Here is a 24,053-nt window from a genome sequence, read left to right on the forward strand (position 1 = left end):
AGAAGTAATTAGTCTTTTGTCCGTGAGCGTCCGTGGCTCAAATTAATCCATTAAACGACCTTACAACCCCACTCCGGATAATTCTCCCGAATAAATTGGTTCAGGTTGCGCTCCGCTTCGGTGTATTCCCGTTCAGTCACGGCACCAGCGCCACCCAGCGCACGCTCCACCATACCCGCCGCCACAGTCACGTTGGTCAGCTTATCAATCAGGATAAAGCTACCAGTTCCTGGATGACGCTGATAATCCTCCACCACCACCGGCTCGGACAGCTCCACATCACACAGGCCAATGGCATTCAACTCAAGGCCACCTTCGGTCTCCGGATAGCGCTCCAGGGTATTTACATCAATCTCTTCGAGGACCTCGTTGACGTAACAATTGGTCACCCGGGTCCCGATCTTGATGCCATACTCACGGCCGGGCTTAAGCGCCTTTTCATTCATCCAGACGATATGGGCCGCAAAACGGTTACCCAGCGCTGGGCGACTGTTGGCGTGCACCAGAAGATCCCCACGGGAAATATCCACTTCGTCTTCCAGGGTCAGCGTAATGGCATCCCCCGGCCAGGCCCGCTCAATCTCGCCTTCGTAGTTGTGAACGCCTTTCACACGGGAGGTTTTACCGGAGGGCAACACCGCCACCTCATCGCCCTTGTGCACCACACCACTGGCGAGGGTGCCGCAATAGCCCCGGAAATCCAGGTTCGGGCGGTTTACATACTGCACCGGGAAGCGAAGGTCGGTCACGTTCACGTCTTCCAGAAATTCCACCTGTTCCAGAATATTCATCATGGTCTCGCCGTGGTACCAGGGCATCTGCTCGCTACGGTTAACCACGTTGTCGCCATTCAGTGCGGAGATCGGCACGTAGTAAACATCTTTCAACCCAAGCTGGGTGGCCAGCTTCTGGTATTGCTCACGGATGTTATTGAACACTTCCTCGGAGAAATCCACCAGATCCATCTTATTGATGGCCACCACGATGTGCTTCAGCCCCAGCAGGCTGACAATAAAACTGTGCCGGCGGGACTGAGTCAGAACGCCTTTGCGGGCGTCAATCATCACCACCGCCAGATCACAGGTGGAAGCACCGGTCGCCATATTGCGGGTGTACTGCTCATGGCCCGGGCAGTCGGCGATGATGAACTTGCGCTTGTCGGTGGAGAAATACCGGTAGGCCACATCAATGGTAATGCCCTGCTCCCGCTCAGAGGCCAGGCCATCCACCAGCAAGGCGAGATCCAGCGACTCACCGGCGTTGCCCTGGCGCTCGCTGTCTTTGTGCAAAGCCGCCAGGTGATCTTCAAAAATCAGCTTGGAATCAAACAACAGGCGACCAATCAGCGTGGATTTGCCGTCATCAACACTGCCACAGGTCAGAAAGCGCAGCATGTCCTTGTTTTCGTGCTGGTCCAGATACGCGAGGATATCCGATTCAATCAATTCAGAGGCGTGCGACATTAGAAATACCCTTCGCGTTTTTTCTGTTCCATGGAAGCAGCCGAATCGTGATCAATCACCCGGCCCTGGCGCTCAGACGTTTTCGTTAGCAGCATCTCCTGAATAATCTCCGGCAGCGTCGCCGCCTCGGATTCAACCGCACCGGTCAACGGATAACACCCCAAGGTACGGAAGCGCACCATCTTCATTTCCGGCGTCTCGCCCGGCTCCAGCGGCATGCGATCATCATCCACCATGATCAGCGTGCCATCGCGCTCCACCACAGGACGCTCCGCCGCGTAATACAACGGCACAATGTCTATGTTTTCCAGATAGATGTACTGCCAGATATCCAGCTCCGTCCAGTTGGAAAGCGGAAACACGCGAATGCTCTCGCCCTTGTTGACCTTGCCGTTGTAGAGATTCCACAACTCCGGCCGCTGGTTTTTCGGATCCCAGCGGTGGAACCTGTCCCGGAACGAATACACCCGCTCCTTGGCCCTAGACTTCTCCTCGTCCCGGCGGGCACCACCAAAGGCGGCATCAAAACCGTACTTATCCAGCGCCTGCTTCAATGCCTGGGTTTTCATCACATCGGTATGCTTGGCACTGCCATGGGAAAACGGCCCGATGCCCTGGGCCACACCTTCCTGATTGGTATGCACAATCAGCTTCAGGCCCAGGCGCTGTGTCAGTTCATCCCGGAACTTGATCATCTCCCGGAATTTCCATGTGGTGTCCACATGCATCAGCGGAAACGGTGGCTTGCCCGGCGCAAAGGCCTTCATGGCCAGATGCAGCATGACCGCGGAATCCTTGCCGATGGAATACAGCATCACCGGGTTATCAAACTCGGCGGCCACTTCACGGATGATGTGGATGGACTCGGCCTCAAGTTGCTTGAGGTGGGTTTTCTTTGGAGGGGTTAAAGTCATATCTATTCCATTTGCTTGTTTGGCCGGAAACCTTTGAAAGACAGGATCTTAGCCACGGACACTCACGGACCCACACGGACAAAAGATTAATTATTTTTGTGTTCTTCGTCCGTGAGCGTCCGTGAGTGTCCGTGGCCAAAAAAATCAGTCAGCCCAGAATCCCTCCACAGTATCGAGAAACGCCTGCAACTGCTCCGCCGGCAACGCATTTATCCCGGCAGCCGCCTTCCTCCCACCACCGGTCGCAAACTGGCGCGCCACTTCATCAGCACCACTTCGATTATTCAGCGGAGCGCGAATACTTACCAGATAGATGTTATCGGTACTCTTCGTGACTATCGCACACGCCTTATCCGGATTTCGGTTGGCAAGCTCATTACCCAAAACGCCACTCACCCGGCGCGCCCAGGCATCATCCGGCAGTTTCACCACAAGTGACGTGGCAGTTTCGGAAAGAACGGGAGCCGCCAGCCCCTGGGCCATGTCCGCCTCGTAGCCATCTCTCAGTTGCTGCCACGCTACGGGAGCGGAATCGATCAGCTCAAGGGGATCCTCAAACTTCACGCACTCCCGGTACACATCGGCAGGGTGGAAGTGCAGGTCCTCCACGGACGCGCCATAGCCATTGTAGTTGATGCAAACGCCGAGTGTTTTAAGCGCTTCCGTCTGATCTGATGACAAACCGGCCTTACTGGCCAGTTCCTCGCCGACAGCATTGAGGTTATCGCCAAAGGCAGCTGCAATCGCCCAGTTATGGAACCGACCGCCAAGGTGCCGGTCCACCAGCAAACTCGTGCAGGTGGTCGGTTGGGTATCGATCAAGGCAGTGAAATTGGGGCTATCGGGCAGGTCATCACCCGGAAAGTGGTGGTCCACATAAAAAACCGAGCAGCCTGCGGCCAGCAGTGTATCCACGGCGTCCCGGTTCTTGTCGAGACTGATATCGAGGATATTCACCCGGGCAGGCTCGCTCGCTGGCACCAGTTGCACCAGGGCAATGTCCCGCTTTACGCCAGTGATCAGTGTTGTTTCCGCAGGTTCAGCCAGGCGGAGCTGGATTAGGGCACAGATGCCATCGGCATCGCCATTAAATACATCGTAAGTTTGCATAAACTCTCTGTGCTTCGACTGCATTCACAACCTAAAATCAGCTTCGCCCAATGGCAAAACACCCTTCAGATCAAACAGAACTCCATCTTTTTTCAAATAACCCCGGAGCTCTTTTGAGGATTTCGCAGCATATTCCCGATGCGGCACTGCCAGAAAAACCGCATCGTAGTCCGCGGTTTTCGGGGCATCCACCAAAGAAATACCATATTCATGCTCGGCTTCCTCATTATCCGCCCAGCAATCGGTAACATCCACCGCACAACCAAAATCTTCCAGCTCACGGATAACATCAACCACCCGGGTATTTCGCAAATCCGGACAATTCTCCTTAAAGGTCAGCCCCATCACCAGTACCTTTGAGGACGCCACCGTATGCCCGGTTTTGATCATTGCCTTAACAAGCTCTGCCGCTGCATACGGGCCCATATTGTCATTTACCCGACGTCCGGCAAGGATAATGTCCGGGTGATAACCAATGGCCTGAGCTTTATGGGTCAGATAATACGGATCCACCCCAATACAGTGGCCGCCGACAAGGCCGGGTTTGAACGGCAAAAAGTTCCACTTGGTGCCGGCCGCCGCCAGCACTTCATGAGTATCAATCTTCAACCGCGCGAAGATCATCGAAAGCTCATTCATCAGCGCAATATTCAGATCACGCTGGGTATTCTCGATAACCTTTGCCGCCTCAGCCACTTTAATTGAACTGGCCTTGTGGGTACCGGCGGTGATAATGCCGGCATAAAGTGCATCCACTTCATCGGCAATCTCAGGAGTGGAGCCGGAGGTGACTTTCATAATGCTGGTTACCCGGTGCTCTTTATCGCCCGGGTTAATACGCTCCGGGCTGTAACCGGCAAAGAAATCCTGGTTAAACACCAGGCCGGAAACTTTCTCCAGAACCGGCACACAGACCTCTTCGGTCGCGCCGGGGTATACCGTGGATTCATAAATCACGATATCGCCCTTCTTCAATACCTGGCCGACGGTTTCACTGGCCCTTACAAGTGGAGTTAAATCGGGCGTTTTGAACTCATCAATTGGGGTGGGAACCGTCACAATGTAAATCTGGCAATCGCGAATGCCTTCCAGATTATCCGTAAACGACAAACCCGATGAGGTCGCTAATTCTTCCCTGGACACTTCGCGGGTAAAATCGACACCGTCTTTCAGATCAGCAATGCGCTTACTGTTGATATCAAAACCGACGATTTCCCGTTTTTCGCCAAAAGCGGCCGCCAGGGGCAGCCCCACATACCCAAGACCAATGACTGCAATTTTCTTCATTTGAAATCCTTTCCCGGAATGTCCGATACCCTTTCAGAAGCATCATTTAATAAAGCGTTCGCCCACGATAGAGGCAAATCTTGGATCACGCCGCACGGTTCTTCACCAACGGCCAAGCACCGTTTTTCTCCGCATCAAGCACAATAACTTCAACGATTGAGCCATCGTCCGCATTGCTCTCAGCCCTCCCATGAAAAATGGTGCATTGCCGTTTTCACTATCAGCTTGTCTTCAAGATCCAGTTACGCCAGAAGTGGCGCCGTGGTGGCTGATTTCAATCATGACAACATCCTTGTCAGTGAACTAGCTGTAAAAAGAAAGTCTCGCGACTGAGTGCAATGCTAAAACCTACCTCCACTGAGCCGCGTCAAACAAAAAACGTTCAGGCAACGTCTGAAAGTTGTTTTTCCAGGGTTTCTGGAAGCTCAAGGCGAGTGAACAGCTGAGCTGGATAGAGATAGTCTTCACCAGACTCATCAATTATGCGCATCATCCCGTGTGATGCGGCCGCCTCATCTTCAACCACCTGATACAGCTTCCTCGGTTCCAGGGAAGCTTCGAAGCCCTCGTTGTTGGTACAAACTGCAAAATGATGAGTCATAGGTTTACCCGAGAATTCGCTTGATCTTAATTTCCTTTTTGCCGATTCCAGAAGCTTCATACCAATGAATTTCGGCCTCCAAAACAGCTCCATCAGGCAACTCTATTGTGGCATCGCCTTTTCGCTTTCTCCACCGTCCGGGACCATAAGCCCTCTGGAGCCTCTGGAGCTCGCGAATGCCCGTACCTCGGGCAAACGTTTCGGGGTTTCGTACTCGCCCGATTATTCTGAAATACATTCAACCTCGTCCTTGAAGTTCATTGATTGAAAAGCCCGTGGAGGCATAAGCGCCTGCCTGAATCAGACCAAAACTCAGCAACCCAAACAAATAAATCGATTCAAAATCCTCATCAGCTCTTTTACTGAGCCGGTAACTTGCCATCTGCTTCTAGCCTCTCCCTGGCCGCCTGGCAAATAACCTTACTGCCCATCCTGCAGATCAGCAAAACCTTCGGCTACAGCCTGCTCTAATTCAGAGGCAATGCCGGCCTGGGCCAGCACCGGAAATTCCTTCATCAATTTGCCACTGACCCGGCCATGCTGGCGTATCGCCCGGATCATCCGATCGATGTGTTCATCAGGGCCTTCAACCCAATCCTTGATCGCCTCGCGTGTACGGTACCAGGCCCTCTGAAAGGCAGCCTGATGGTGCATCTCGTGTTCCAGGGTGTGGCGAACGATCGCGAACAGATATTCTGCTTGTTCGGTCAAGTCGGGATAGCGCCAGACAGGTGCCGCCTCGTCATAGGCATTAAAAACAAAGTCTGATTCAATACCATCTGCATACGCCACGCGTTCGTGGGTGAAATCGACCGCATCACGGTAAGCCGACATCAATGGCCGGGAGTAGCGCTCAAGAATCCGATCATACTCGGCCCGCCTCACCGCCGAGGACGTTATCGCCGCTGACACAGGCAAAATAAAAGGCTCCGGCACCACGCCGTCGCGGCGGAGGGTATCATTCACCAGAAAACGGGCGATTCGCCCATTGCCATCCGCCAGCGGATGAATAAAAACAAACCCGAAGCTTGCTACGGCAGCGCGAACTAGCGCCTCCCCCGGACCGGTTCGCGCCAGAAAACACTGTAACCCCTCCAGCATGCCTGGCAACCAATCCCAGTGCGGGCAGACGTAATGAACAACCGCTCCGTAATCGATTGAGCTGCTCCCAACAAAAACCGGAGATTGCCGCAAGCCTGTCCGGATCGTAGTGGTACCCAGGATAGCCGACTGAAATTCACTCAGGGCGCACTCATCAAGGGGAGAGTCCAGCCGGCCACAATACTGTTCCATGGCGGTGGCAAAACGGCGTATACGATCCTGATGCTGCCCTTCGTGCTCGATCACGAAACTGGCTCGGCTCTCTTTAATGGTCAGCCACACTGCGCTGCGGCGTAAGATATCCGGCCCGAACTCACCTTCCATTGCTGCAAGCCGGTCGGCGATCCCGTATTGGCGGGCCTCCAACAATGAAGTCGTGCGACGAACAAGCGGGCAGAATTCAGGGGTCCCCGGCAGGTTGTCATTAATCCGCCAGCGGCGGTTACGGCGCACCTCAGTGGCCGCCGTAACGTACAGTTCGGGATCCAGTGCATCACGATAGTTGCCACCGACATCCTCCACTGCCAGGGTATTGCCGGTTAGCCATTCGTAGAGAAACCCGGCACGCCGGGCATACTGGCCGGTAGGTTCAGAGCGTATCCAGTCAGCAAGCGCCTCTGCGGGCAATGCCCCAAACAACCTTGCCAGAAACTCCAGCGCCACCCCTTCGTGTTTTAAAGCGAAGGTCAGGTGCGCGCCCACCGTGCCTTGCGGGCGCATCGCCTCTGTGTAATATTCCAGGCGGCGGCCGGCCTGGTCGTAGGTTTGGCGCCTGCGCCCAATACGGCTTTCCAGCGGCAGCGGCTGGATTGCCTGCACGTTGTAGCGTGCCGCCAACCAGGCATAGCCAATTTCATCACCCGCCATCGTGCTCAAAATGATTATCCTGCCAAAAAAACGATTAAAACTGCCAGCTTTTCAGAAAAAACAATTCTAGCAGGTGCCGGTCACGATATATATCTGGCAATGGCGTCCCAGTAGGGCTTCAGATCCCGGTATATCCGGGGGAATTCCGCCGCCAGAGGAGAATCGACGACAATTTCCAGAGATCCCTGGTGAAGGAGGGGGCTGACCCCGCAGGGGCATCTGTTTCGTCACTGATAGTGCGCATTGGTCTCAGCCCTCCCATGAAAAAACCCGGCCTGGTCATAACACCACCCGCTTTACCACAGCCTTTGGAAACGAAAAATTAACCAACAGACCAAGCTCTTTCCCTGTGGCTTTGAGGTAGTTGATTAACTGCGGCTCCTGAATCAACGCCTTCTGGTAGACCGACTCCAGAAAACCTGCTCCCAGATGCCGGTATACCTCATACACACAGCCGGTAATACGGTAGCAAAGCTCTTTTTCCTTGAGCATCTTATATCCTTATTTTTAAGAACATTTTTGCCACTAAATCCACGAAAGAACACGAAAGGGAAAGACAAGGAAGCCCTGACTTTTAATCAGTCAGTCTTTGTTCGTGTTCTTTCGTGGATTTAGTGGCAAAAATCTTTATCTTTTCCATGTCAGGCCGCGTGATCACGTTTTGGGTGGGTTTGGTCGCCTTGGCCAGCCAGCAACCCCTGGATACTGATATCCTCATCCAACGAATCCCAGTGAATACCATGAACACTCAGTTCAAAGTCATCTCTGGCTTTTTGTTCCGCGTGCAGCAAACGTGGGAATCAGAGTTTGAGATTCAGGCAGCAGCCCTTCAAGCTTCGCCAGAAGCGCCGCCTTTGCCTCCTGATCTCCATGCACCACCCGAATCTCCTTCGGAGCCTGAGGAATGCCCTGAACAAACCGCAGCAAATCACTCTGCCCCGCATGGGCCGAATAGCCACCAACCTGATGAACCCTCGCACGAATGTCATAGCGCTCACCATCCAGCTCCACCCAGCCACCACGGGGACCATAATTAAGAATATCCCTTCCTGGCGTGCCTGCGGCCTGGTAGCCCACAAACAGAACATCGTTCCGCTTTTCTCCGAGCATCGCTTTCAGATAATTCACCACACGGCCACCGGCACACATACCAGAACCAGCCAGAACTACACACGGGCGATGTGAGCGGGCCAGGTACTCCACCGCGTTCAGATGGTCTTCGTGGGAATTGATGACCGTCAACTGCTCAAACGACAGAGGATGACGGCCCTGAGATACAACTTCCGAGGCTTCGGCGTCCCAGAAGGGTTTCAGATCCCGGTAGATCCGAGTGAATTCGGCGGCGAGCGGCGAATCCACCACAATTTCCAATGACTCCCAGGTAAAGGACGGGTCTGACCCTTTATTATTCGTCCGTGAGCGGCCGTGAGTGTCCGTGGCAGCGCCAGCAACTGGAGAGTCGGCAAACTCATGGATTAAACTTTCGATTTCATAAAGTAACTCCTGGGTCCGCCCAATACTGAACGCCGGCACCAGCACCGTGCCACCGTCCGCAAGCGCATGCTCCAAAACAGCCTTTAGCCGGTAGCGGCGAGTCTCCCGATCCTCATGATCCTTATCACCATAGGTACTCTCGATCACCAGCCGGTCCGCCCGCTCTGGAGACTCCGGCGCCGGAAGCAGCGGCGCATGGGGCGCCCCCAGATCGCCACTGAACACAATGCGTTCTTCAGAATCCCCTACCCGGGCATCGCATTCCACATAGGCCGAACCCAGAATATGCCCTGCCCTCTGCAGCCGAACGGCAAGTGACTGGCCTTCCTCATCAAAAACCGAATGCCACTGGCCGTACGGAACGGGGACCAGGCGAGAACGAATCAGCCCCAAAACCCGGTCAATCAGCTGCCGATCCCTCGTAAAACCAATCTTCAGGGCGTCTTCCAGAATCTCCGGCAACATAATCGCCGACGGCTCCGAACAGATAATCGGCCCGTCAAAACCCGCCGCCAGCAGATAGGGGATGCGGCCCACGTGATCAATGTGCACATGGGTAACTACCAGAGCCCGGATATGATCAATGGGAAAATCAATGGAGAGATCAGAAGCGGAGGCACCTCGGCCTTCATCCTGGCCCTGGAACAGGCCGCAGTCTATCAGAATGCCGCTTTTGCGAGCTCCGGAGCCGAGGGTGAGTTCGTGGCAGGAGCCGGTCACGCCTTTGGTGGCGCCGTGGTGGGAAATCGAGATCATGCTTAAACGTCCTTGTTGCTGCTGTTACCACTCGCCTCTCCGGGCGAGTGCTTTGGATTTGCATTCCGGCCTACTGAAAGTCTGATTCCTTAACCGGAGAATTCCTGCTGATGTCCTGTGTGGCAACCTTGCCAATGATGCTGTTCAGATGCTTCGGGGCCATCCCAAAGCCTGGGCGAACACTTCGTATATCATCGCCGGTTATCACTTCGCCGGCCTTGATGTCGTTCACAAAGTACAGGGAACGACGAAACAGCGCATTTCCCTGCTCGCTGGATTTTCGCCCGTAATCTACCTTGCCCAGAGCCTTCCAGGCCGTCTTGCTATCCCGGCAAAGCGCCTTCAGGTCCTCAGGTTCGAGTGAAAAACTGTCATCCGGGCCGCCGCCGGACCGGTCAAGCGTAAAGTGCTTCTCAACGATGGAAGCGCCCAGAACAACACTGGCAATCGCCGTTGTGTTGTCCAATGTATGGTCAGACAAACCGGTTACCAGCCCAAAACGCTCCTGCATATCCACAATGGTACGCAGGTTATAGTCTTCCGCAGGCGCCGGATAGCCACTTACACAGTGGAGAATGGCCAACTGGGTGCAACCTGCCCCCTGCGCTGCATTAATGGCTTCCTGAATCTCCTCAGCGTCTGCCATGCCCGTGGAAATAATCATCGGTTTGCCGGTCCGCGCCACGTACTCAATCAATGGCAAATCCACGGCTTCAAACGAGGCGATCTTATAGGCTGGCGCGCCCAGGTCCTCAAGCAAGTCAACCGCAGTGGCATCAAACGGGGAACTGAAAATCGTGATCCCCCGCTCCCGGGCACGATCAAAAAGTGGTTTATGCCACTCCCAGGGCATGTGGGCCTCTTCATACAACTCGTATAGAGTACGACCGTCCCACAAACCGCCTTTAATTCTGAATTCCTCACTATCTGAATCCAGAGTTATGGTGTCTGGTCGGTAGGTTTGAAGTTTCACCGCATCCGCGCCAGCTTCAACCGCCGCATCAATAATTTTCAACGCGGTTTCGAGCTTGCCATTATGATTGGCTGACAGCTCTGCAATAATGAAGGGACTGTGCTTCTGCCCTATTTTACATCCGGCGATTTCAATTTCTGGCCATTCATTCATCAGACGCACCCAACATTCTCAAAATTCTTTTCACCATCAGTTCCCTTTTTGCCGACCAGTCCGTCGCCAGTAGTCCCAGGCAATAAATATCGACGAATTCACCATCGACTTTATGTTGCTCCCTGAGAATTCCTTCAACATGAAACCCGAATTTCTGATGTAATCTGATTACACCATCATTGAAAGCCAAGACTTCGCAGCAAAGCTTGTGGAGATTCAATTCCTCAAACGCATAATCCAACGCCAGCATCTCCATGCGGCTCCCGGTTCCACGCGGAGCCTCTGGTGCAGCATAGAACGCCCATGAGGCATTCTTATTTTCCTGGTCTATCTGGGTGAAGCCCACAATGCCCTGAGCCAGCCCCTGGAACTCGTACATGAAATATTTGCAGGCATCGCTTTCTCTGGCTCGCTCCCACCAGCGCATGTGCTCATCGAGAGGAATAATGTGGCGCGTGTACATATTCTGTCGAACAGCCGGCTCATTCCGCCACGAAAGCATGAGATCGAGCTCATTTTCGTTAATGGCCCTGAGGCACCCTATTTTTTCATTCTCGTAATTCATGATCACCCCCTAACTCAAGCAAGGTAGCAACAACCCGGAATACGCCCCGCCCGTCGGTTATTGCAGCAGCAGCCTTGGACATTGCTACCAACTGCCCCGGGTATGAATCAAGGTCCATCAGTACTCTAGTCAGGGAGTCTTCAAACCGCTCTCCGCTCTCCAGGATCCTTACCGCTCCGGTTTCCTCGAGTTCACGGGCCGCAAAAACCTGATTCTCCGCAACAACAACCATTGCGGAAGGTAATCCAAGACAGCACCTTTCCCAAATTGAAGAACCGGCCGCCCCAATAACAAAGTCCTGTTGCTCCATCACCTCGGCCATGTTTCCGATGCCTACCAGAACTTCTACTTTCAGCTTTATGGAGCCTGCCAGCTTTCGGATAGCCTCAACCCACGGAGAAGATGGGCCCATAACAACCGTCACGTTCTTTTCCTGATGCCAATCCAGAGAATCCAGTACTCTCAGGGCGCGATGAGTGAGATTATCCTGATCGACACCACCTATACTGATGAGAATATTCTGAAGTCTTGGCCGAATCCGTCTCTGCAAACTGGAATCACGCAGTTCAGAGAATTGCGGGCGCAATAAAGAGAAATGGGCGCCGCACAGCAATCTCGATTCAGAAGGGGCTAGTTTCCGGTAACTGGCAGGCAAACGACCGTAGGTTTGATCCAGTAACAAATCACAGTCGTGGGAACGATTGGCAAGATCATCAATTACCATGATTTTTTTACAATAGGGCCGCAGTTCAGATTCCCATTTCTCCGACAAGGCATAATGATCAACAACCAACCAATCCGGCTGCCTCCCCGCCAGTGCACGAATGCTTTGATCCGCATCAAATTGCTGCATGCGGTCAAACCAATCATCATCAGTCACGTGAGAGCCATCATCGTCGGTGAGAGATTCATCCCGTCCTTCTAATCGCAACACCTTGAAACCGGAGCTTTCTATCAGAGAACAAAGGTCACCTGTTTGTGAACACGACAGGAATACGCATTGAACACCACGGTCTCTCAGTTCACCGGCAAGGGTCAAACACCTCATTACATGGCCAGAGCCTGTTTCAAGAGAGGCGTCTGCGCGAAACATCACGAACCTCATGCAGTCACCAACACGTCCACCCACCATCAACCATCAGACTGGCGCCGTTGACATAGCTTGAGGCCGATGACGCAAGAAACACCGTCGGGCCGGCAATCTCGCTCGCCCTGCCAATGCGCCCCATCGGAACCTTGGCTGCCAACGCCTCGATGAATGCCGGAGAATTATCCTGAACGGTCTGAGCGGGAAATGGCCCGGGGCAAATCGCGTTCACGCGGATACCTTCCTTTCCGAATTCACAAGCGGCGTAACGCGTCCATTGCAGCAGGGCTGCCTTGGCCGCACCGTAAAACGGAGGGTTTGCAGATTCGGCATCCGGGTACAGCCTTTGGTCCGGGCTGACAACACCGTACATGGAACCAATATTGATGACCGAAGCATCGCCATCAAGGGCGACCGCCCGGCGAAGTGAAGGCAACGCCTGCTGGAACAGAAAATGAGAGGCGACAACGGAAACCTCGTAGCTCTGCGTGAAGCTCTCGGGCAACGCAGATTCAATACTTCCGGCCCCGCCCGCATACGCATTGTTGATCAGCACATGCAATTTTTCCGCCCCACGCTGCTCGAAGAACGCCACAACGGCTTGCCGGTCTGATACATCGAAGACGGCGGGAACGGCATCGAATCCCTTCGAACGCAATGCTGCGGATAGCGATTCACACTTTTCCGAATCTCTGCCATTCACAAGAACCCGGGCACCTGCGCTCGCCAAAGCCTCTGCCATAACCGAGCCCAAGTGGCCGGTCGCTCCTGTTATCAGGGCTGTCTTACCTGACAGCGAAAACAGGGATTGATCACTGCTCATGGTTCTCTCCTCCACCGGGCAGGATCCAGAGTTCTCGCAGCGAGCATCGGTCGGTTTTCTTTAATCAAGCGAACCTCTTCGGGCCCAAGCCCGGATTTATCAAAAACAACGATATTCTGCTTCAGCTGAGCCAGGCTCTCCATACCAATCACCACACCATCAATCCACTTCTGCGCCAGACAGTATCGGATGCAAAGCTCTGAAACCGACTCACACCCGTGATCATGGGCAGCATCCCGAAGCCACCGAATACAGGCTTCCGGCCTTTGTTCTCCAGCTTGTCGCCAGAGCCCTGGATCATCCGCGACCAGCAGCCCCTGAAGCATGGAGCTTCGCACATGGACAACCAACCCCCGGTCAGCCCGCGCTTCCTCAATTTTCGGAATCAGACTATCCCATCGCCAATCAAGAATATGGAATGGCATCTGAATCAGCCCGACATCGGGCACTGAGAGGCTTGCGGCCAACTCTTCCGGCGACTGAACAGACACACCAAGCGTACCAATAGTCCCTTCCGCTCTCATTTCTCTGAGACAGGACCAAACTTGCCCGCCCCAATCATGAAGGTGCGTTGCCCGGTGCAACAGCAAGACATCCAGGCGGGCCGTTCGCAAACTGGCCTGCGAGTGAAAAACACTGCTCTCCACGAACGCCCGGACAACTTCCAATGAAGGCTCTTCAGGGAATTCCGCCAGGGGAGAAAGCTTCGTTATAATCGGCACACGCCCGTGCCAGCCAGACGCCAGCGACCGGCCGATTACTTCTTCACTTCGGCCATAGGCACGGGCAGTATCGATGTACCCAACGCCACTGCCAATGGCTGTTTTCAGAATAATCTCTGCCGCATCCAAAGAAGGCATGCCCGAAGCATTCGAAATGCCATAGTCCATTCCCAACTGGGCCGTACCAACCACCAACCTGGAACAACGGTGGCGCCCAACAGGTTGAAATCGCGTGCCTTCCAGCCTTTTTATGAGGTCCATCCAGGGATGGTTTACCGGGTCGGGGACCTCCCGAAACACCTGTTGCACCGCCACATAGTCATCAAAGCAGTCCACAGTCGCCCGATAATGGCCCTTGGCAAGATCCTGATATCGCCGAAAGTAAGTATCACCGAATTGGCGGCGTACCCAGGGCGTTACATGTTCAAGGTCATGTTGTTCAGAAGTCGACGCAAGCGCATTCCGAAGGTGTCTTAGCCAGGTCAGCTCAACGCTTACCCCGTAAGGCAATCCGGAGGGCTCACCGTTGCAGCACAGATAGTCCAGCTGTTGCTGAATGAATTCGTCATACAACTCATCCAGTAACTGGCCATCGGGAAAAACGTTATCTGCGGTGAGCCGGAAAACGCAGGTATCGTCCTCATAATCCGCCAGCGCAGACACAACCCTGTCCAGCGTGTTATCAAGGTCCCCCCGATAACAGCGAATACCCTCGCTTTCGATGGTATCGGCAAGGCAATCGTCTGTTGGCTCCTTCGAGGTCGCAACAAGAACATCACAGCCGTTGTTGCCCGCCCGTCTGGCAGCCAGCACTGCCAACGGGATACCGCCAACAGGCAAAAGAACCTTTCCAGGGAGCCTTGATGAATTTGAACGGGCTTGCAGAATGGCAACCCGCCTCACGTCAGCGCTTCCTTCAACGCCGCAACGACTTCCACTTGTTGTTGGTCCGTTAACAACGGAAACAAGGGCAGACTGATCGCCTCCCCGTAGTAGCGCATGGATTCAGGAAAGTCGTCGCGCTCAAATCCCATAGCTTGATAAAAAGGCTGGGTGTGAACCGGAATATAGTGCAGATTCACACCAATTCCGCGGTCACGCAGAGCCTCGAACACTTCTCGGTGGGAACGGGTAATCAGATCCAGCCTGAGCCGGATAACATAAAGATGGAAGCCGGAATAGCTGTCAGGGTGCTGCCAGGGAGTGATAACTGGCAGTTCCTGAAGTAACTCGTCGTATTGCCGGGCCAGTTCGTGGCGCCGGGCCACATATTGATCCAGGCGCCCCACCTGACTGATGCCAAGCGCCGCCTGTAATTCGGTCATACGGTAGTTAAAGCCGAGATCAACCTGCTGGTAGTACCAGGGTCCATCCGGCTCCTGGGTCATTTCGGCGGGGTCTCTCGTGATGCCGTGGCTGCGCAGCCGCATCATCCGGCTCGCCAACTGATCATCGTTGGTCAGCGCCATGCCTCCCTCGGCGGTGGTTACGATCTTCACCGGGTGAAAGCTGAATACAGTTATGTCACTAAACCGGCCACTGCCGATGAAAGCGCCCTGATACTTCCCGCCGATTGCATGGGAAGCATCCTCGATGACGCGGAAACCGTATTGCCGCGATAACTCAAAAATCGCTGCCATGTCACAAGGCTGCCCCGTCAGGTGAACAGCAACAAGAACCTTAGGCAAACGACCTTCGGCTTTTGCCTTCGTTAACTTTTTAGCCAACGCCTCAGGGCAAAGGTTGTAGGTTTTTGGATCAACATCCACAAAATCTACCTGTGCGCCACAATAGAGACCGCAATTCGCTGAAGCAACGAAGGTAAGAGGAGACGTCCACAACCAATCCCCCGCTCCCAGCCCGAGGGCAACACATGCGATATGCAGGGCCGAGGTTGCACTGTTTACCGCACAGGCGTGCCTCGCTCCTACATGATCAGCTACCTGGCGCTCAAACTCTGGTACTTTGGGGCCCTGAGTCAGGTAGTCAGATTTCAAGACCTCAAGAACAGCTGCGATATCCTGGTCAGTAATCTCCTGACGGCCATAGGGAATCATCGCTTATATACTCCCGATTTTTTCCTGGTTGGCATCAATCCAGGTTCGTAACTGATCTTCCGTCATCCACTCGGCATTGTTGTCACTAGAATACACAAACCCCTCCGGAACCCTCTTACCGTCCTTGATCCGGTTCGCATCCGCGCTCCAGTCATGAATCGCAGGCAGGATTTTGAAGTGCTCCGGATACTCATAGGTGTAATAGGAGTCCTCAGCACCGATCATCTGCTCATGGAGCTTCTCTCCGGGGCGAATACCAACAATCTCGTGGCGGGCATCTGGCGCGACGACACGGGCAAGATCCGTCACCTTCATAGAAGGGATCTTCTTCACGTAGATTTCACCGCCTTCCATGTCTTCGAAGGCATGCCAAACCAGCTCCACCCCTTCTTCGAGGGAAATCATGAAACGCGTCATTCGCTCATCGGTAATGGGCAAAACACCCCGATCCCTGACTGACATAAAGAAAGGAATGACCGACCCTCGCGAGCCCATCACATTGCCATACCGAACAACGGCAAAGCGGGTTTCATGCCCACCTGCGTAGGAATTTCCGGAGACAAACAGTTTGTCTGAGGCAAGCTTGGTGGCGCCGTATAGATTGATCGGGCTACTGGCCTTGTCTGTGGACAGCGCAACAACCCGCTTTACACCCTTATCAATACAGGCATCGATAAGGTTCATGGCACCATTGATATTTGTCTTGATGCACTCAAAAGGATTGTATTCGGCCGTTGGAACAATTTTGGTTGCCGCCGCATGCACCACATAATCCACGCCATCCAGGGCCCGATAGAGTCTGTCTCGATCACGTACATCGCCTATAAAAAACCGCACACGATGATCACCGGCAAACTGCTTGGCCATCTCCCACTGCTTCATCTCATCCCTGGAGAAAATGATCACTTTTCTCGGGTTATATTTTTCAAGCAGCATGGGCACAAAGGTATGGCCGAAAGAGCCTGTACCGCCGGTGATCAGTATGGAGCTGTTTTCAAACATGGGAGGTCGAATACCTTTGGTTGTTTATTGCAGCGCGCGTGGCTCACTGGATTCGTTCCTGCATGATAAAAGAAAAAAGGGGCAAGATCTCCCCGATCCGCCCCTTCTTTCACTCACCATTGTGTTCGCGCAAATAAAACAGGCTCAGGCTGGGAACCGTCTGATCTTCCCGGCTTCCTGAGAAATTAAGGCCAATCGATGGTCACCGTTACACCAGACAAGATCGGCAACCTCGCCGTTCGGCGCGTAACCCGCAGGAGCGGCCTTCAGAATCTCCACCACTTCCCGGCAATCAAAGTCCTGGCTGGCGCGCATCAGGCGGTTGAGAGTGTGCTCAACCTCATCCCAGGCCATAGAAGCCTCACGCGCCATCATGATTCGTGGATGGGCCGTCCCTTGAGGGTCATCACCAATCAACAGCTCCTCAAAGAGCTTCTCACCCGGCCTTAGCCCCGAGAACACAATCTCGATATCGCCATCCGGCTGCTCGTCGGTTTTCTCCATCAGACCCATCAGATGAATCATCTTACGGGCCAAATCTGCAATTTTTACGGGCTCGCCCATATCCAGCACAAACACTTCACCGCCCCGCCCCATGCTTCCAGCCTGCAAAACCAACTGGCTTGCCTCGGGAATTGTCATGAAGTAGCGGATGATATCCGGATGGGTCACCGTTACCGGGCCGCCGTCGCGGATCTGGTCCCGGAACAACGGGACTACGGAGCCGGATGACCCCAGCACGTTGCCAAAACGCACCATGGAAAAGATGGTATCCGACTGCCGCTGGGCCAAGCCCTGCAACACCAGCTCCGCCAGGCGTTTACTCGCGCCCATCACATTCGTCGGCCGCACTGCCTTATCGGTAGAGATCAGAACAAAGCGTTTAACTCCAGCTGCAATTGCAGCCTCGGCGACGTGGAAAGTACCGAAAACGTTGTTCTGAACGCCTTCGATAATGTTGTGCTCAACCAGAGGCACATGCTTATAGGCGGCTGCGTGATAAACCGTCTCAATACCAAAGCTGCGCATGGCCGCTTCGCAGCGCCTCCGATGGCTAACGCTACCCAGCAGCGCATAAATCTCCACCCCCAACCCCTCAACCTGGTTCAGGGTTTGGAGTTCACGTTCAATCGCATACAGGGAGAATTCAGACTGCTCAAACAACACCAGCCGGCTTGGCCGGTGCCGGATAATCTGGCGGCACAGCTCCGAACCGATGGAGCCACCGGCGCCAGTGACCATCACAGCCCGGTCATACAGGCTTTTCGCTACCTGGGCATTATCGGGTTGAACCGGGTCCCGACCCAGCAGGTCCTCCAGTTCCAGATCCCGGATATCGTTAATCCGTGCCTGGCCAGCCACCAGTTCCGACATGGTGGGAACCGTCTGCACAGGAATCGCCAACGGCTCCAGCTTTTTGAGCAAGCGCTTGCGATCAATTCCCGAATTGGCATCCAGGGCCAGCAACAAACGCTTGATCCGATGCTTCTTCACAGCCCGCTCAATATGGCTGATGTCGTACACAGGAATACCGTTGATCAGTGCCCGGTGATTGGCTTTAGTAAGGGTAATAAAGGCCGAGGGATGGAACTCAGTGCCCTGGTCCAGGGCGTTGGCCAGTTGCAGACCCGTTTCGCCGGCACCAACAATCGCCACAAATTCCTTGTTGCGGTGCCTTGGGCGATGCACCAACATCCGAACGGTCATCCGCGTGCCGCTCACAAAAATAAACGCCAGAGCACCGTAGATAATCGGGACCGAGCGCGGAACCAATACTTCTAGCCAGTAGCCCAGCAGAATGAGCGTTACCGAAGAAATGAAAACGCCGGAAATGATCGTGATAAAAGCTCGGTCGCTCAGGTAACGAACCACCGCCCGGTACAGGCCCAAACGAACAAAAACAATGATGGTGAAAGCCACCGTTAGCCCGGAAACGATCAACTGATCCCTATTGGGAACCCAGAGCTGCTGATCCAGACGCAACGAAAAAGCCGCCCAAAGGGAAAAAAACAGAACGACAACATCTGCAAAAACAGACACCAACCGTTTTTGAACACGAGACAAGTTCAGGAATGTTTCGAACATGGTTGTCCTTTGCCGGTAAACGTATAACCGCAACTAGCCTTTAAAAGGCACACTTTTGCTCTAATCGAGGGGTTTGTCCAGACTCTTAGCATTACGTAGCATTACAAGTGCCACTTACGGCCCTTTTCCTAGCGGCGAGCGGCCTGCTCCATCACGGACCGCAATACCTCACAGGTCTTGTCCATCTCGACGGCTGTCAACGTAGGGTGCACAAGGAACATCAGGCTCGTTTGCCCAAGTTCCCGGGCCACAGGCAGGGGTTCTTCTGGCCGGAAGCCGGTATTATCAAAGGCCTTTTCAAGATAAACCTCGGAACAAGAGCCTGAGAAACAGGGCACACCGGATGCAACAATTTCATTGAGAATGCGATCCCGGCTCCAGCCATAGCGCAGCTGGTCAGGCTCAACGAACACGTAACACTTATAGGCTGCATGCTCGATGTCCTCAGGAACCTCCGGCACCCTCAAGCCGGGCAGAGTCCGCGCACACGCCCAGATTTGTTCAGCATTGGAAAGCCGCTGGGCATGCCACTCCGCCATGCGCTTAAGCTGTATACGGCCAATAGCACCCTGCATTTCTGTCATCCGCCAGTTAGTACCAAAACTATCATGCAGCCAGCGAAACCCCGGCGGATGTTCACGCTCGTAAACCGCCTCCCAGCTTTTGCCATGATCCTTGTAAGACCACATAAGGGACCATAACTCGCGATCATTCGCCGTCACCATGCCACCTTCGCCGCCGGTGGTCATGATCTTATCCTGGCAGAACGACCAAGCGGCAACATGGCCCAACGAGCCGACCGGCCGACCTTTATATGTGGCACCATGCGCTTGGGCACAATCTTCAATAACCGAGAACTCATGCTTGCAGGCCAAATCGTTCAAAGCATCCATATCGCAAGGCCAGCCCGCGAGATGAACCGCAATAATCGCACGGGTCCGGCTTGTAATCAGGGGCGCCACCGTCTCAGCGGAGACGTTCTGGGAATCACGATCAACATCCGCAAATACCGGTTTAGCACCCACTGTCACAATACTGGAGACGGAGGCCAGAAAGGTTCTCGAGGTAACAATCACCTCATCGCCTTCACCGATACCCAGCCCCTTTAGCGCCAAATCCAGAGCGACCGTCCCATTGGCCACCGCAACGGCGTACTCCGTGCCGGAAAAGCGTGCGAATTCTTTTTCGAACTCCCGGCACTCTGACCCCGTCCAATAATTAACCTTGTTGGATAGCAAAACCCGGGAAACCGCATCAGCCTCCTCGTGGGTGAAGGAGGGCCAAGGGGAAAAAGGACCATTCAGCATTCAGTTAGCCTTACCTGTGCAGATCAAAATTCAGTTCAGAAAATTCACGTGGGCCGGGCGGGATTGCCAAAGGCCACAACCCCATCAGACAGATTCCGCGTTACAACAGCCCCCATACCAACAACAACTCCGTCGCCAATGGAGACTAACTGCTTGACGGCCGCGCCAATACCAATCCAGCTTGCCCGCCCGACAACCACGCCACCGGCCAAGGCAGCATTGGGACTAACATGAACCCCATCAGCCAGCCTGCAGTCGTGTTCTACCACTGAACCCGTATTGATGATACACCCCTTGCCAAGCTCAGCCCCCGCATTCACTGCGGAATTAGCAAAAATAACCGTTCCCGGAGACACCCTCGCATACCGGCTGACCTGCGCTGAAGGGTGAATGATAACCACAAGAGATGCGTTTCCCGCTTCCAGTTCAGTAAGCTTCTCAAGACGTACTGTGCTATCCCCGATGGCGACGACCACCCCATCGTAGCGCCCGAGGCTTTCAATCAGCTCCCTGCTGCCACCTTGAACCGGCCAGTTGCCATTTGTCTCGATTACCGGCCAGGCGTCGTCATAAAAAACCACTTCATCCCAACCCGACAGCTCGGCAGCATCCGCAACCACTTTGCCATGACCACTGGCACCAAGAATAGCCAGCCGCTTCACGAATCGTTTCCACCAAATTTGGTCATGGTCGCCTTACCATCCTGACTGATACCGTCCCGTTTCACGACCTTTAGGACAGTGAGAAACAAGATTTTCATATCCAGCCAAAAGCTTTGATTGTCCACGTACCAGACATCCATCCGGAATTTCTCATCCCAACTCAATGCGTTCCTACCATTTACCTGAGCCCAACCAGTGACACCAGGGCGCACATTATGGCGACGATATTGTTCAGAAGAGTATAGGGGCAGATATTCCATGAGTAATGGACGGGGGCCTACCAGGCTCATATCGCCCTTGAGCACGTTCCATAACTCCGGTAGCTCATCCAGACTGGTCGACCGCAAAAACTGCCCGAACGACGTTATGCGTTGATCATCAGGAAGCGGATTGCCATTCTTGGCGACAGCATCCAGCATGGTGCGGAACTTTATCATTTCGAAGGGGGTGCCGCCTTTACCCGGGCGGGTCTGGCGAAAAAACACTGGAGAGCCAAGCTTCCTGCGAATTTGCCAAGCAGTGATACCTAAGACAGGAGCAAGGAAAATCAGACCCAAAGCCGAAACAACGATATCCAAAAAACGCTTGATCACTTTATCCCCATTTCTCTCAGCATATGAGCGTTCACCTTACGTACGTCGTATTTCTCTTCAGCGATCTTGCGAGATTCTCCGCCCATGCGACTCACCAAGGCAGGGTCATGAACAAATGCCAACATGGCTTCAGAAAGAGCATTTACAGACTTCACAGGCACAAGGTATCCGTTCTTGCCATTGATGACGGTTTCTCGACACCCCGGCGCATCAGTGGTAATAATCGGTCGCCCCATAGCCATGGCCTCCAGTACCGTGCGTGGCGTACCTTCTGAGTAGGAAGGAAGCACATACACACTGGCATTTTCGATAGCCGGTTTCACATCACTAAGCCTGCCATAAAAAGCCAGCGTACCTGCAGACACCCAATCATCAAGTTCCGCCTGGGCAATTGAGTCGGGGTTGTCGTCAATCCAGCCCACAAGCCCGAACTCAACATTCGGATGTTTTGCTCTAACCAAGGCAGCGGCTCCCGCGTACTCACGTATTCCTTTTGCGCACAACAACCGCGCAATTAACAAAAATCTGGGCACCTCAGGTAAGGTGGCGGCCCTGAAGCTTGCGACATCAACACCGGAGCCATTCACCACAACGGACGCACCTTGCGTTTTCAGTATATTCTCCTTGCGAAACAGCGCCTGATCGTCAGGATTCTGAAAGAAAACCATATCTGTTCGGGCCAGCGCGAACCGATAGAGCCGATGCACCAGACGTTTTAGTATTCGCCGACCGCCATCAGCCTCCTGAAACGCATAGCCCAGGCCAGTGATCAAAGCGAAACGCTTCGGTACGCGTGATAACCAACCAGCAAGACTGCCATAAATCACCGGCTTAATGGTATATCCAAGCACGAAGTCAGGCCGAATACGCCGCATCAGAGCCCAGAGACTTAACAGTGCAACAAAGTCTGCAGCCGGGTTCATACCGGTACGCCGAAGCGGAATATCGTAGACCTGCAAACCTTTCGCTTCCAGCTGGCGCCGAATCTCACTACCAGGGGGTAGGTCCGGCGCTGCCACATGAACATCAAGTCCCGCATTTAAAAGCGAGTCGATAAGAGGGCCTCGAAAGTTCAGTAACGAATCGGGATAACCGGCTATCAATAAAAATTTCATGAACGTCACACAATGAAAGTACCGTGATATTCTATTGATCTTCCAACCACTTCTGAAACATCAACACACTTCAAAGATCATATTGCCAGTTCTTCTTGCCACTAAGGTGTGACGACCGCAGGAGTCCAATTGACTCAGGATGAAAGAAGTCGCAAGACCGGGGGCGGTTTTCATCTAATAACGCCACAGCCGAATCGCCATCATAGAAACGGGCAATTCCACACGCACTAAACAGATTCCGGTAAGACAACCGACTGGGTGAATATACCTGCAAGGACTGGCGCCTGAACCGCCAACGAATACTGGGTCTCCACCGCTTTCCGCCCTGCTTTGCCCAATTGCAGTCTCTGCGCCGGCGATTCCAGCAGTTTGTCCAGCGCAACTTCCCACTCTGCTGTATTGGCAGCCAACAGCCCACACTGGTTCGCGCCAACAATATCGACATTCACCCCCACTGGCGAGGCGATAACAGGAATGCCACCCGCCATGTATTGAATTAACTTATAGCCGCATTTACCTTTTTCCCAAGGCCCATCGGATAAAGGCATGATGCCAATATCCATCTGAGCAATCAGCTCTGCCTCGAATGCTTCACTCCAAGGAACAACCTCAACATCAAGGCCCGGGAATTCAGATACAATATCGTCTGAAGCACCAACCAACAGCAACCGTGCATTATGTTTTTGACACAGCGACGTCAACGCCCGAGCCATGCCAACAACATAGCTCTGGGTAGAGGGTGAACCGATCCAGCCAATCACCGGCTTTGCCGCCGGCGATGACTCATTCGAGTTATAGCGCGTTGCATCAACCACCGTCGGCACCAGCTCAACGCGAACAGCACCTGCCGTTTTCGCCCGGCCTGCCAGATAATCATTCCCGGCCACGACGCATCGTGCGTACCGCATTACGACGTCAATTTTACGCCCCAGAGCCCGGCGCAGCACCGAATTCCCCGACAGGTCATAGTTATGAAAGATCGCATCATCGTAATCAACCACATAGCGCTTACCCAGCCAGTGCAAAATCCTTTCTGCGAGCGCTGGCAAATAGGGGAATATTTCTTTTTCAATCCAAATCAGGTCGTAACGGAAGACACTGAGCAGCACGAACAGCCTGCGTACATAGAGCATCACCGTGCGCAATGGCGCCCGTTTACCATGCTTATAAAGCAGGTCAAGGTATTGATCGTCAAAAAGGCTACTGACGGTGATCTGAAACCCTTCGGCCTCCAAAAAAGGTAAATACTGTAGTGAACGCAGGCGGGTACTGGCGCCTTTTCTTGAATATTTTGAAAGAAGGAGGATTTTCATAAA

General features: G+C 53.7%; 22 protein-coding genes. All 22 read right to left on the reverse strand.

Going from position 1 to position 24,053, the window contains the following annotated elements; genetic code table 11:
- Window positions 1–50: 50 nt before the first annotated feature.
- Window positions 51–1,463, reverse strand: a complete 1,413-nt coding sequence (gene cysN / locus CLH62_RS04015) for a sulfate adenylyltransferase subunit CysN (RefSeq protein ID WP_099616834.1) — start codon at window positions 1,461–1,463, stop codon at window positions 51–53.
- Entirely contained in the window at window positions 1,463–2,377 is a 915-nt protein-coding gene (gene cysD / locus CLH62_RS04020) for a sulfate adenylyltransferase subunit CysD (protein WP_099616835.1), read from the reverse strand. Before cysD ends, cysN begins: the two co-directional genes overlap by 1 nt.
- Before the next feature lie 144 nt (window positions 2,378–2,521).
- On the reverse strand, window positions 2,522–3,487 hold the full coding sequence (locus CLH62_RS04025) for a DHH family phosphoesterase (protein WP_099616836.1): 966 nt from the start codon (window positions 3,485–3,487) through the stop codon (window positions 2,522–2,524).
- A gap of 24 nt (window positions 3,488–3,511) precedes the next feature.
- Window positions 3,512–4,774 (reverse strand): Vi polysaccharide biosynthesis UDP-N-acetylglucosamine C-6 dehydrogenase TviB, encoded by a 1,263-nt coding sequence (gene tviB / locus CLH62_RS04030; protein WP_099616837.1) that lies wholly within the window; start codon window positions 4,772–4,774, stop codon window positions 3,512–3,514.
- Between the two features lie 382 nt (window positions 4,775–5,156).
- Entirely contained in the window at window positions 5,157–5,468 is a 312-nt protein-coding gene (locus CLH62_RS04035) for a hypothetical protein (RefSeq protein WP_211285642.1), read from the reverse strand.
- A gap of 327 nt (window positions 5,469–5,795) precedes the next feature.
- On the reverse strand, window positions 5,796–7,343 hold the full coding sequence (locus tag CLH62_RS04045) for a Fic family protein (RefSeq protein ID WP_099616840.1): 1,548 nt from the start codon (window positions 7,341–7,343) through the stop codon (window positions 5,796–5,798).
- A gap of 279 nt (window positions 7,344–7,622) precedes the next feature.
- Complete coding sequence (locus CLH62_RS04050; protein WP_099616841.1) at window positions 7,623–7,835, reverse strand: GxxExxY protein; 213 nt, start codon at window positions 7,833–7,835, stop codon at window positions 7,623–7,625.
- A gap of 149 nt (window positions 7,836–7,984) precedes the next feature.
- The gene (locus tag CLH62_RS04055; RefSeq protein ID WP_099616842.1) at window positions 7,985–8,134 is read right to left on the reverse strand and encodes a DUF2442 domain-containing protein; all 150 of its coding nucleotides are present in this window, start codon (window positions 8,132–8,134) and stop codon (window positions 7,985–7,987) included.
- The gene (locus CLH62_RS04060; RefSeq protein ID WP_099616843.1) at window positions 8,103–9,593 is read right to left on the reverse strand and encodes an MBL fold metallo-hydrolase; all 1,491 of its coding nucleotides are present in this window, start codon (window positions 9,591–9,593) and stop codon (window positions 8,103–8,105) included. Before CLH62_RS04060 ends, CLH62_RS04055 begins: the two co-directional genes overlap by 32 nt.
- A gap of 70 nt (window positions 9,594–9,663) precedes the next feature.
- A complete protein-coding gene (pseI, locus tag CLH62_RS04065; protein ID WP_099616844.1) occupies window positions 9,664–10,719 on the reverse strand; it encodes a pseudaminic acid synthase in 1,056 nt (351 codons plus the stop codon).
- Window positions 10,712–11,284 (reverse strand): UDP-4-amino-4,6-dideoxy-N-acetyl-beta-L-altrosamine N-acetyltransferase, encoded by a 573-nt coding sequence (pseH, locus tag CLH62_RS04070; protein WP_099616845.1) that lies wholly within the window; start codon window positions 11,282–11,284, stop codon window positions 10,712–10,714. Before pseH ends, pseI begins: the two co-directional genes overlap by 8 nt.
- Complete coding sequence (pseG, locus tag CLH62_RS04075; RefSeq protein ID WP_170005751.1) at window positions 11,268–12,389, reverse strand: UDP-2,4-diacetamido-2,4,6-trideoxy-beta-L-altropyranose hydrolase; 1,122 nt, start codon at window positions 12,387–12,389, stop codon at window positions 11,268–11,270. Before pseG ends, pseH begins: the two co-directional genes overlap by 17 nt.
- A gap of 4 nt (window positions 12,390–12,393) precedes the next feature.
- Window positions 12,394–13,194 (reverse strand): SDR family NAD(P)-dependent oxidoreductase, encoded by an 801-nt coding sequence (locus CLH62_RS04080; RefSeq protein ID WP_099616847.1) that lies wholly within the window; start codon window positions 13,192–13,194, stop codon window positions 12,394–12,396.
- The gene (locus CLH62_RS04085; protein WP_099616848.1) at window positions 13,191–14,819 is read right to left on the reverse strand and encodes an aldo/keto reductase; all 1,629 of its coding nucleotides are present in this window, start codon (window positions 14,817–14,819) and stop codon (window positions 13,191–13,193) included. Before CLH62_RS04085 ends, CLH62_RS04080 begins: the two co-directional genes overlap by 4 nt.
- Window positions 14,816–15,973 carry a UDP-4-amino-4,6-dideoxy-N-acetyl-beta-L-altrosamine transaminase gene (pseC, locus tag CLH62_RS04090; RefSeq protein ID WP_099616849.1) on the reverse strand — a complete coding sequence of 386 codons (1,158 nt, stop codon included), beginning with the start codon at window positions 15,971–15,973 and terminating at the stop codon, window positions 14,816–14,818. The genes CLH62_RS04085 and pseC overlap by 4 nt, the downstream gene beginning before the upstream one ends.
- 3 nt (window positions 15,974–15,976) lie before the next feature.
- Window positions 15,977–16,975: a UDP-N-acetylglucosamine 4,6-dehydratase (inverting) gene (gene pseB / locus CLH62_RS04095; protein WP_099616850.1), complete on the reverse strand. Its 999-nt coding sequence runs from the start codon at window positions 16,973–16,975 to the stop codon at window positions 15,977–15,979.
- Between the two features lie 144 nt (window positions 16,976–17,119).
- Window positions 17,120–19,060, reverse strand: coding sequence for a polysaccharide biosynthesis protein (locus CLH62_RS04100; RefSeq protein WP_099616851.1), 1,941 nt, complete (start codon window positions 19,058–19,060; stop codon window positions 17,120–17,122).
- A 128-nt stretch (window positions 19,061–19,188) separates the two neighbouring features.
- Window positions 19,189–20,367, reverse strand: coding sequence for a DegT/DnrJ/EryC1/StrS family aminotransferase (locus CLH62_RS04105; RefSeq protein WP_099616852.1), 1,179 nt, complete (start codon window positions 20,365–20,367; stop codon window positions 19,189–19,191).
- 44 nt (window positions 20,368–20,411) lie between these two features.
- Window positions 20,412–21,029, reverse strand: coding sequence for an acetyltransferase (locus CLH62_RS04110; RefSeq protein WP_099616853.1), 618 nt, complete (start codon window positions 21,027–21,029; stop codon window positions 20,412–20,414).
- On the reverse strand, window positions 21,026–21,622 hold the full coding sequence (locus CLH62_RS04115) for a sugar transferase (protein ID WP_099616854.1): 597 nt from the start codon (window positions 21,620–21,622) through the stop codon (window positions 21,026–21,028). Before CLH62_RS04115 ends, CLH62_RS04110 begins: the two co-directional genes overlap by 4 nt.
- Window positions 21,619–22,737, reverse strand: a complete 1,119-nt coding sequence (locus CLH62_RS04120; RefSeq protein WP_099617618.1) for a glycosyltransferase family 4 protein — start codon at window positions 22,735–22,737, stop codon at window positions 21,619–21,621. The genes CLH62_RS04115 and CLH62_RS04120 overlap by 4 nt, the downstream gene beginning before the upstream one ends.
- 227 nt (window positions 22,738–22,964) lie before the next feature.
- The gene (locus CLH62_RS04125; RefSeq protein ID WP_099616855.1) at window positions 22,965–24,050 is read right to left on the reverse strand and encodes a glycosyltransferase family 4 protein; all 1,086 of its coding nucleotides are present in this window, start codon (window positions 24,048–24,050) and stop codon (window positions 22,965–22,967) included.
- Between the last annotated feature and the right edge of the window lie 3 nt (window positions 24,051–24,053).

It is taken from the genome of Marinobacter guineae (assembly GCF_002744735.1).
In the GTDB taxonomy this organism is placed as follows: Bacteria; Pseudomonadota; Gammaproteobacteria; order Pseudomonadales; family Oleiphilaceae; genus Marinobacter; species Marinobacter guineae.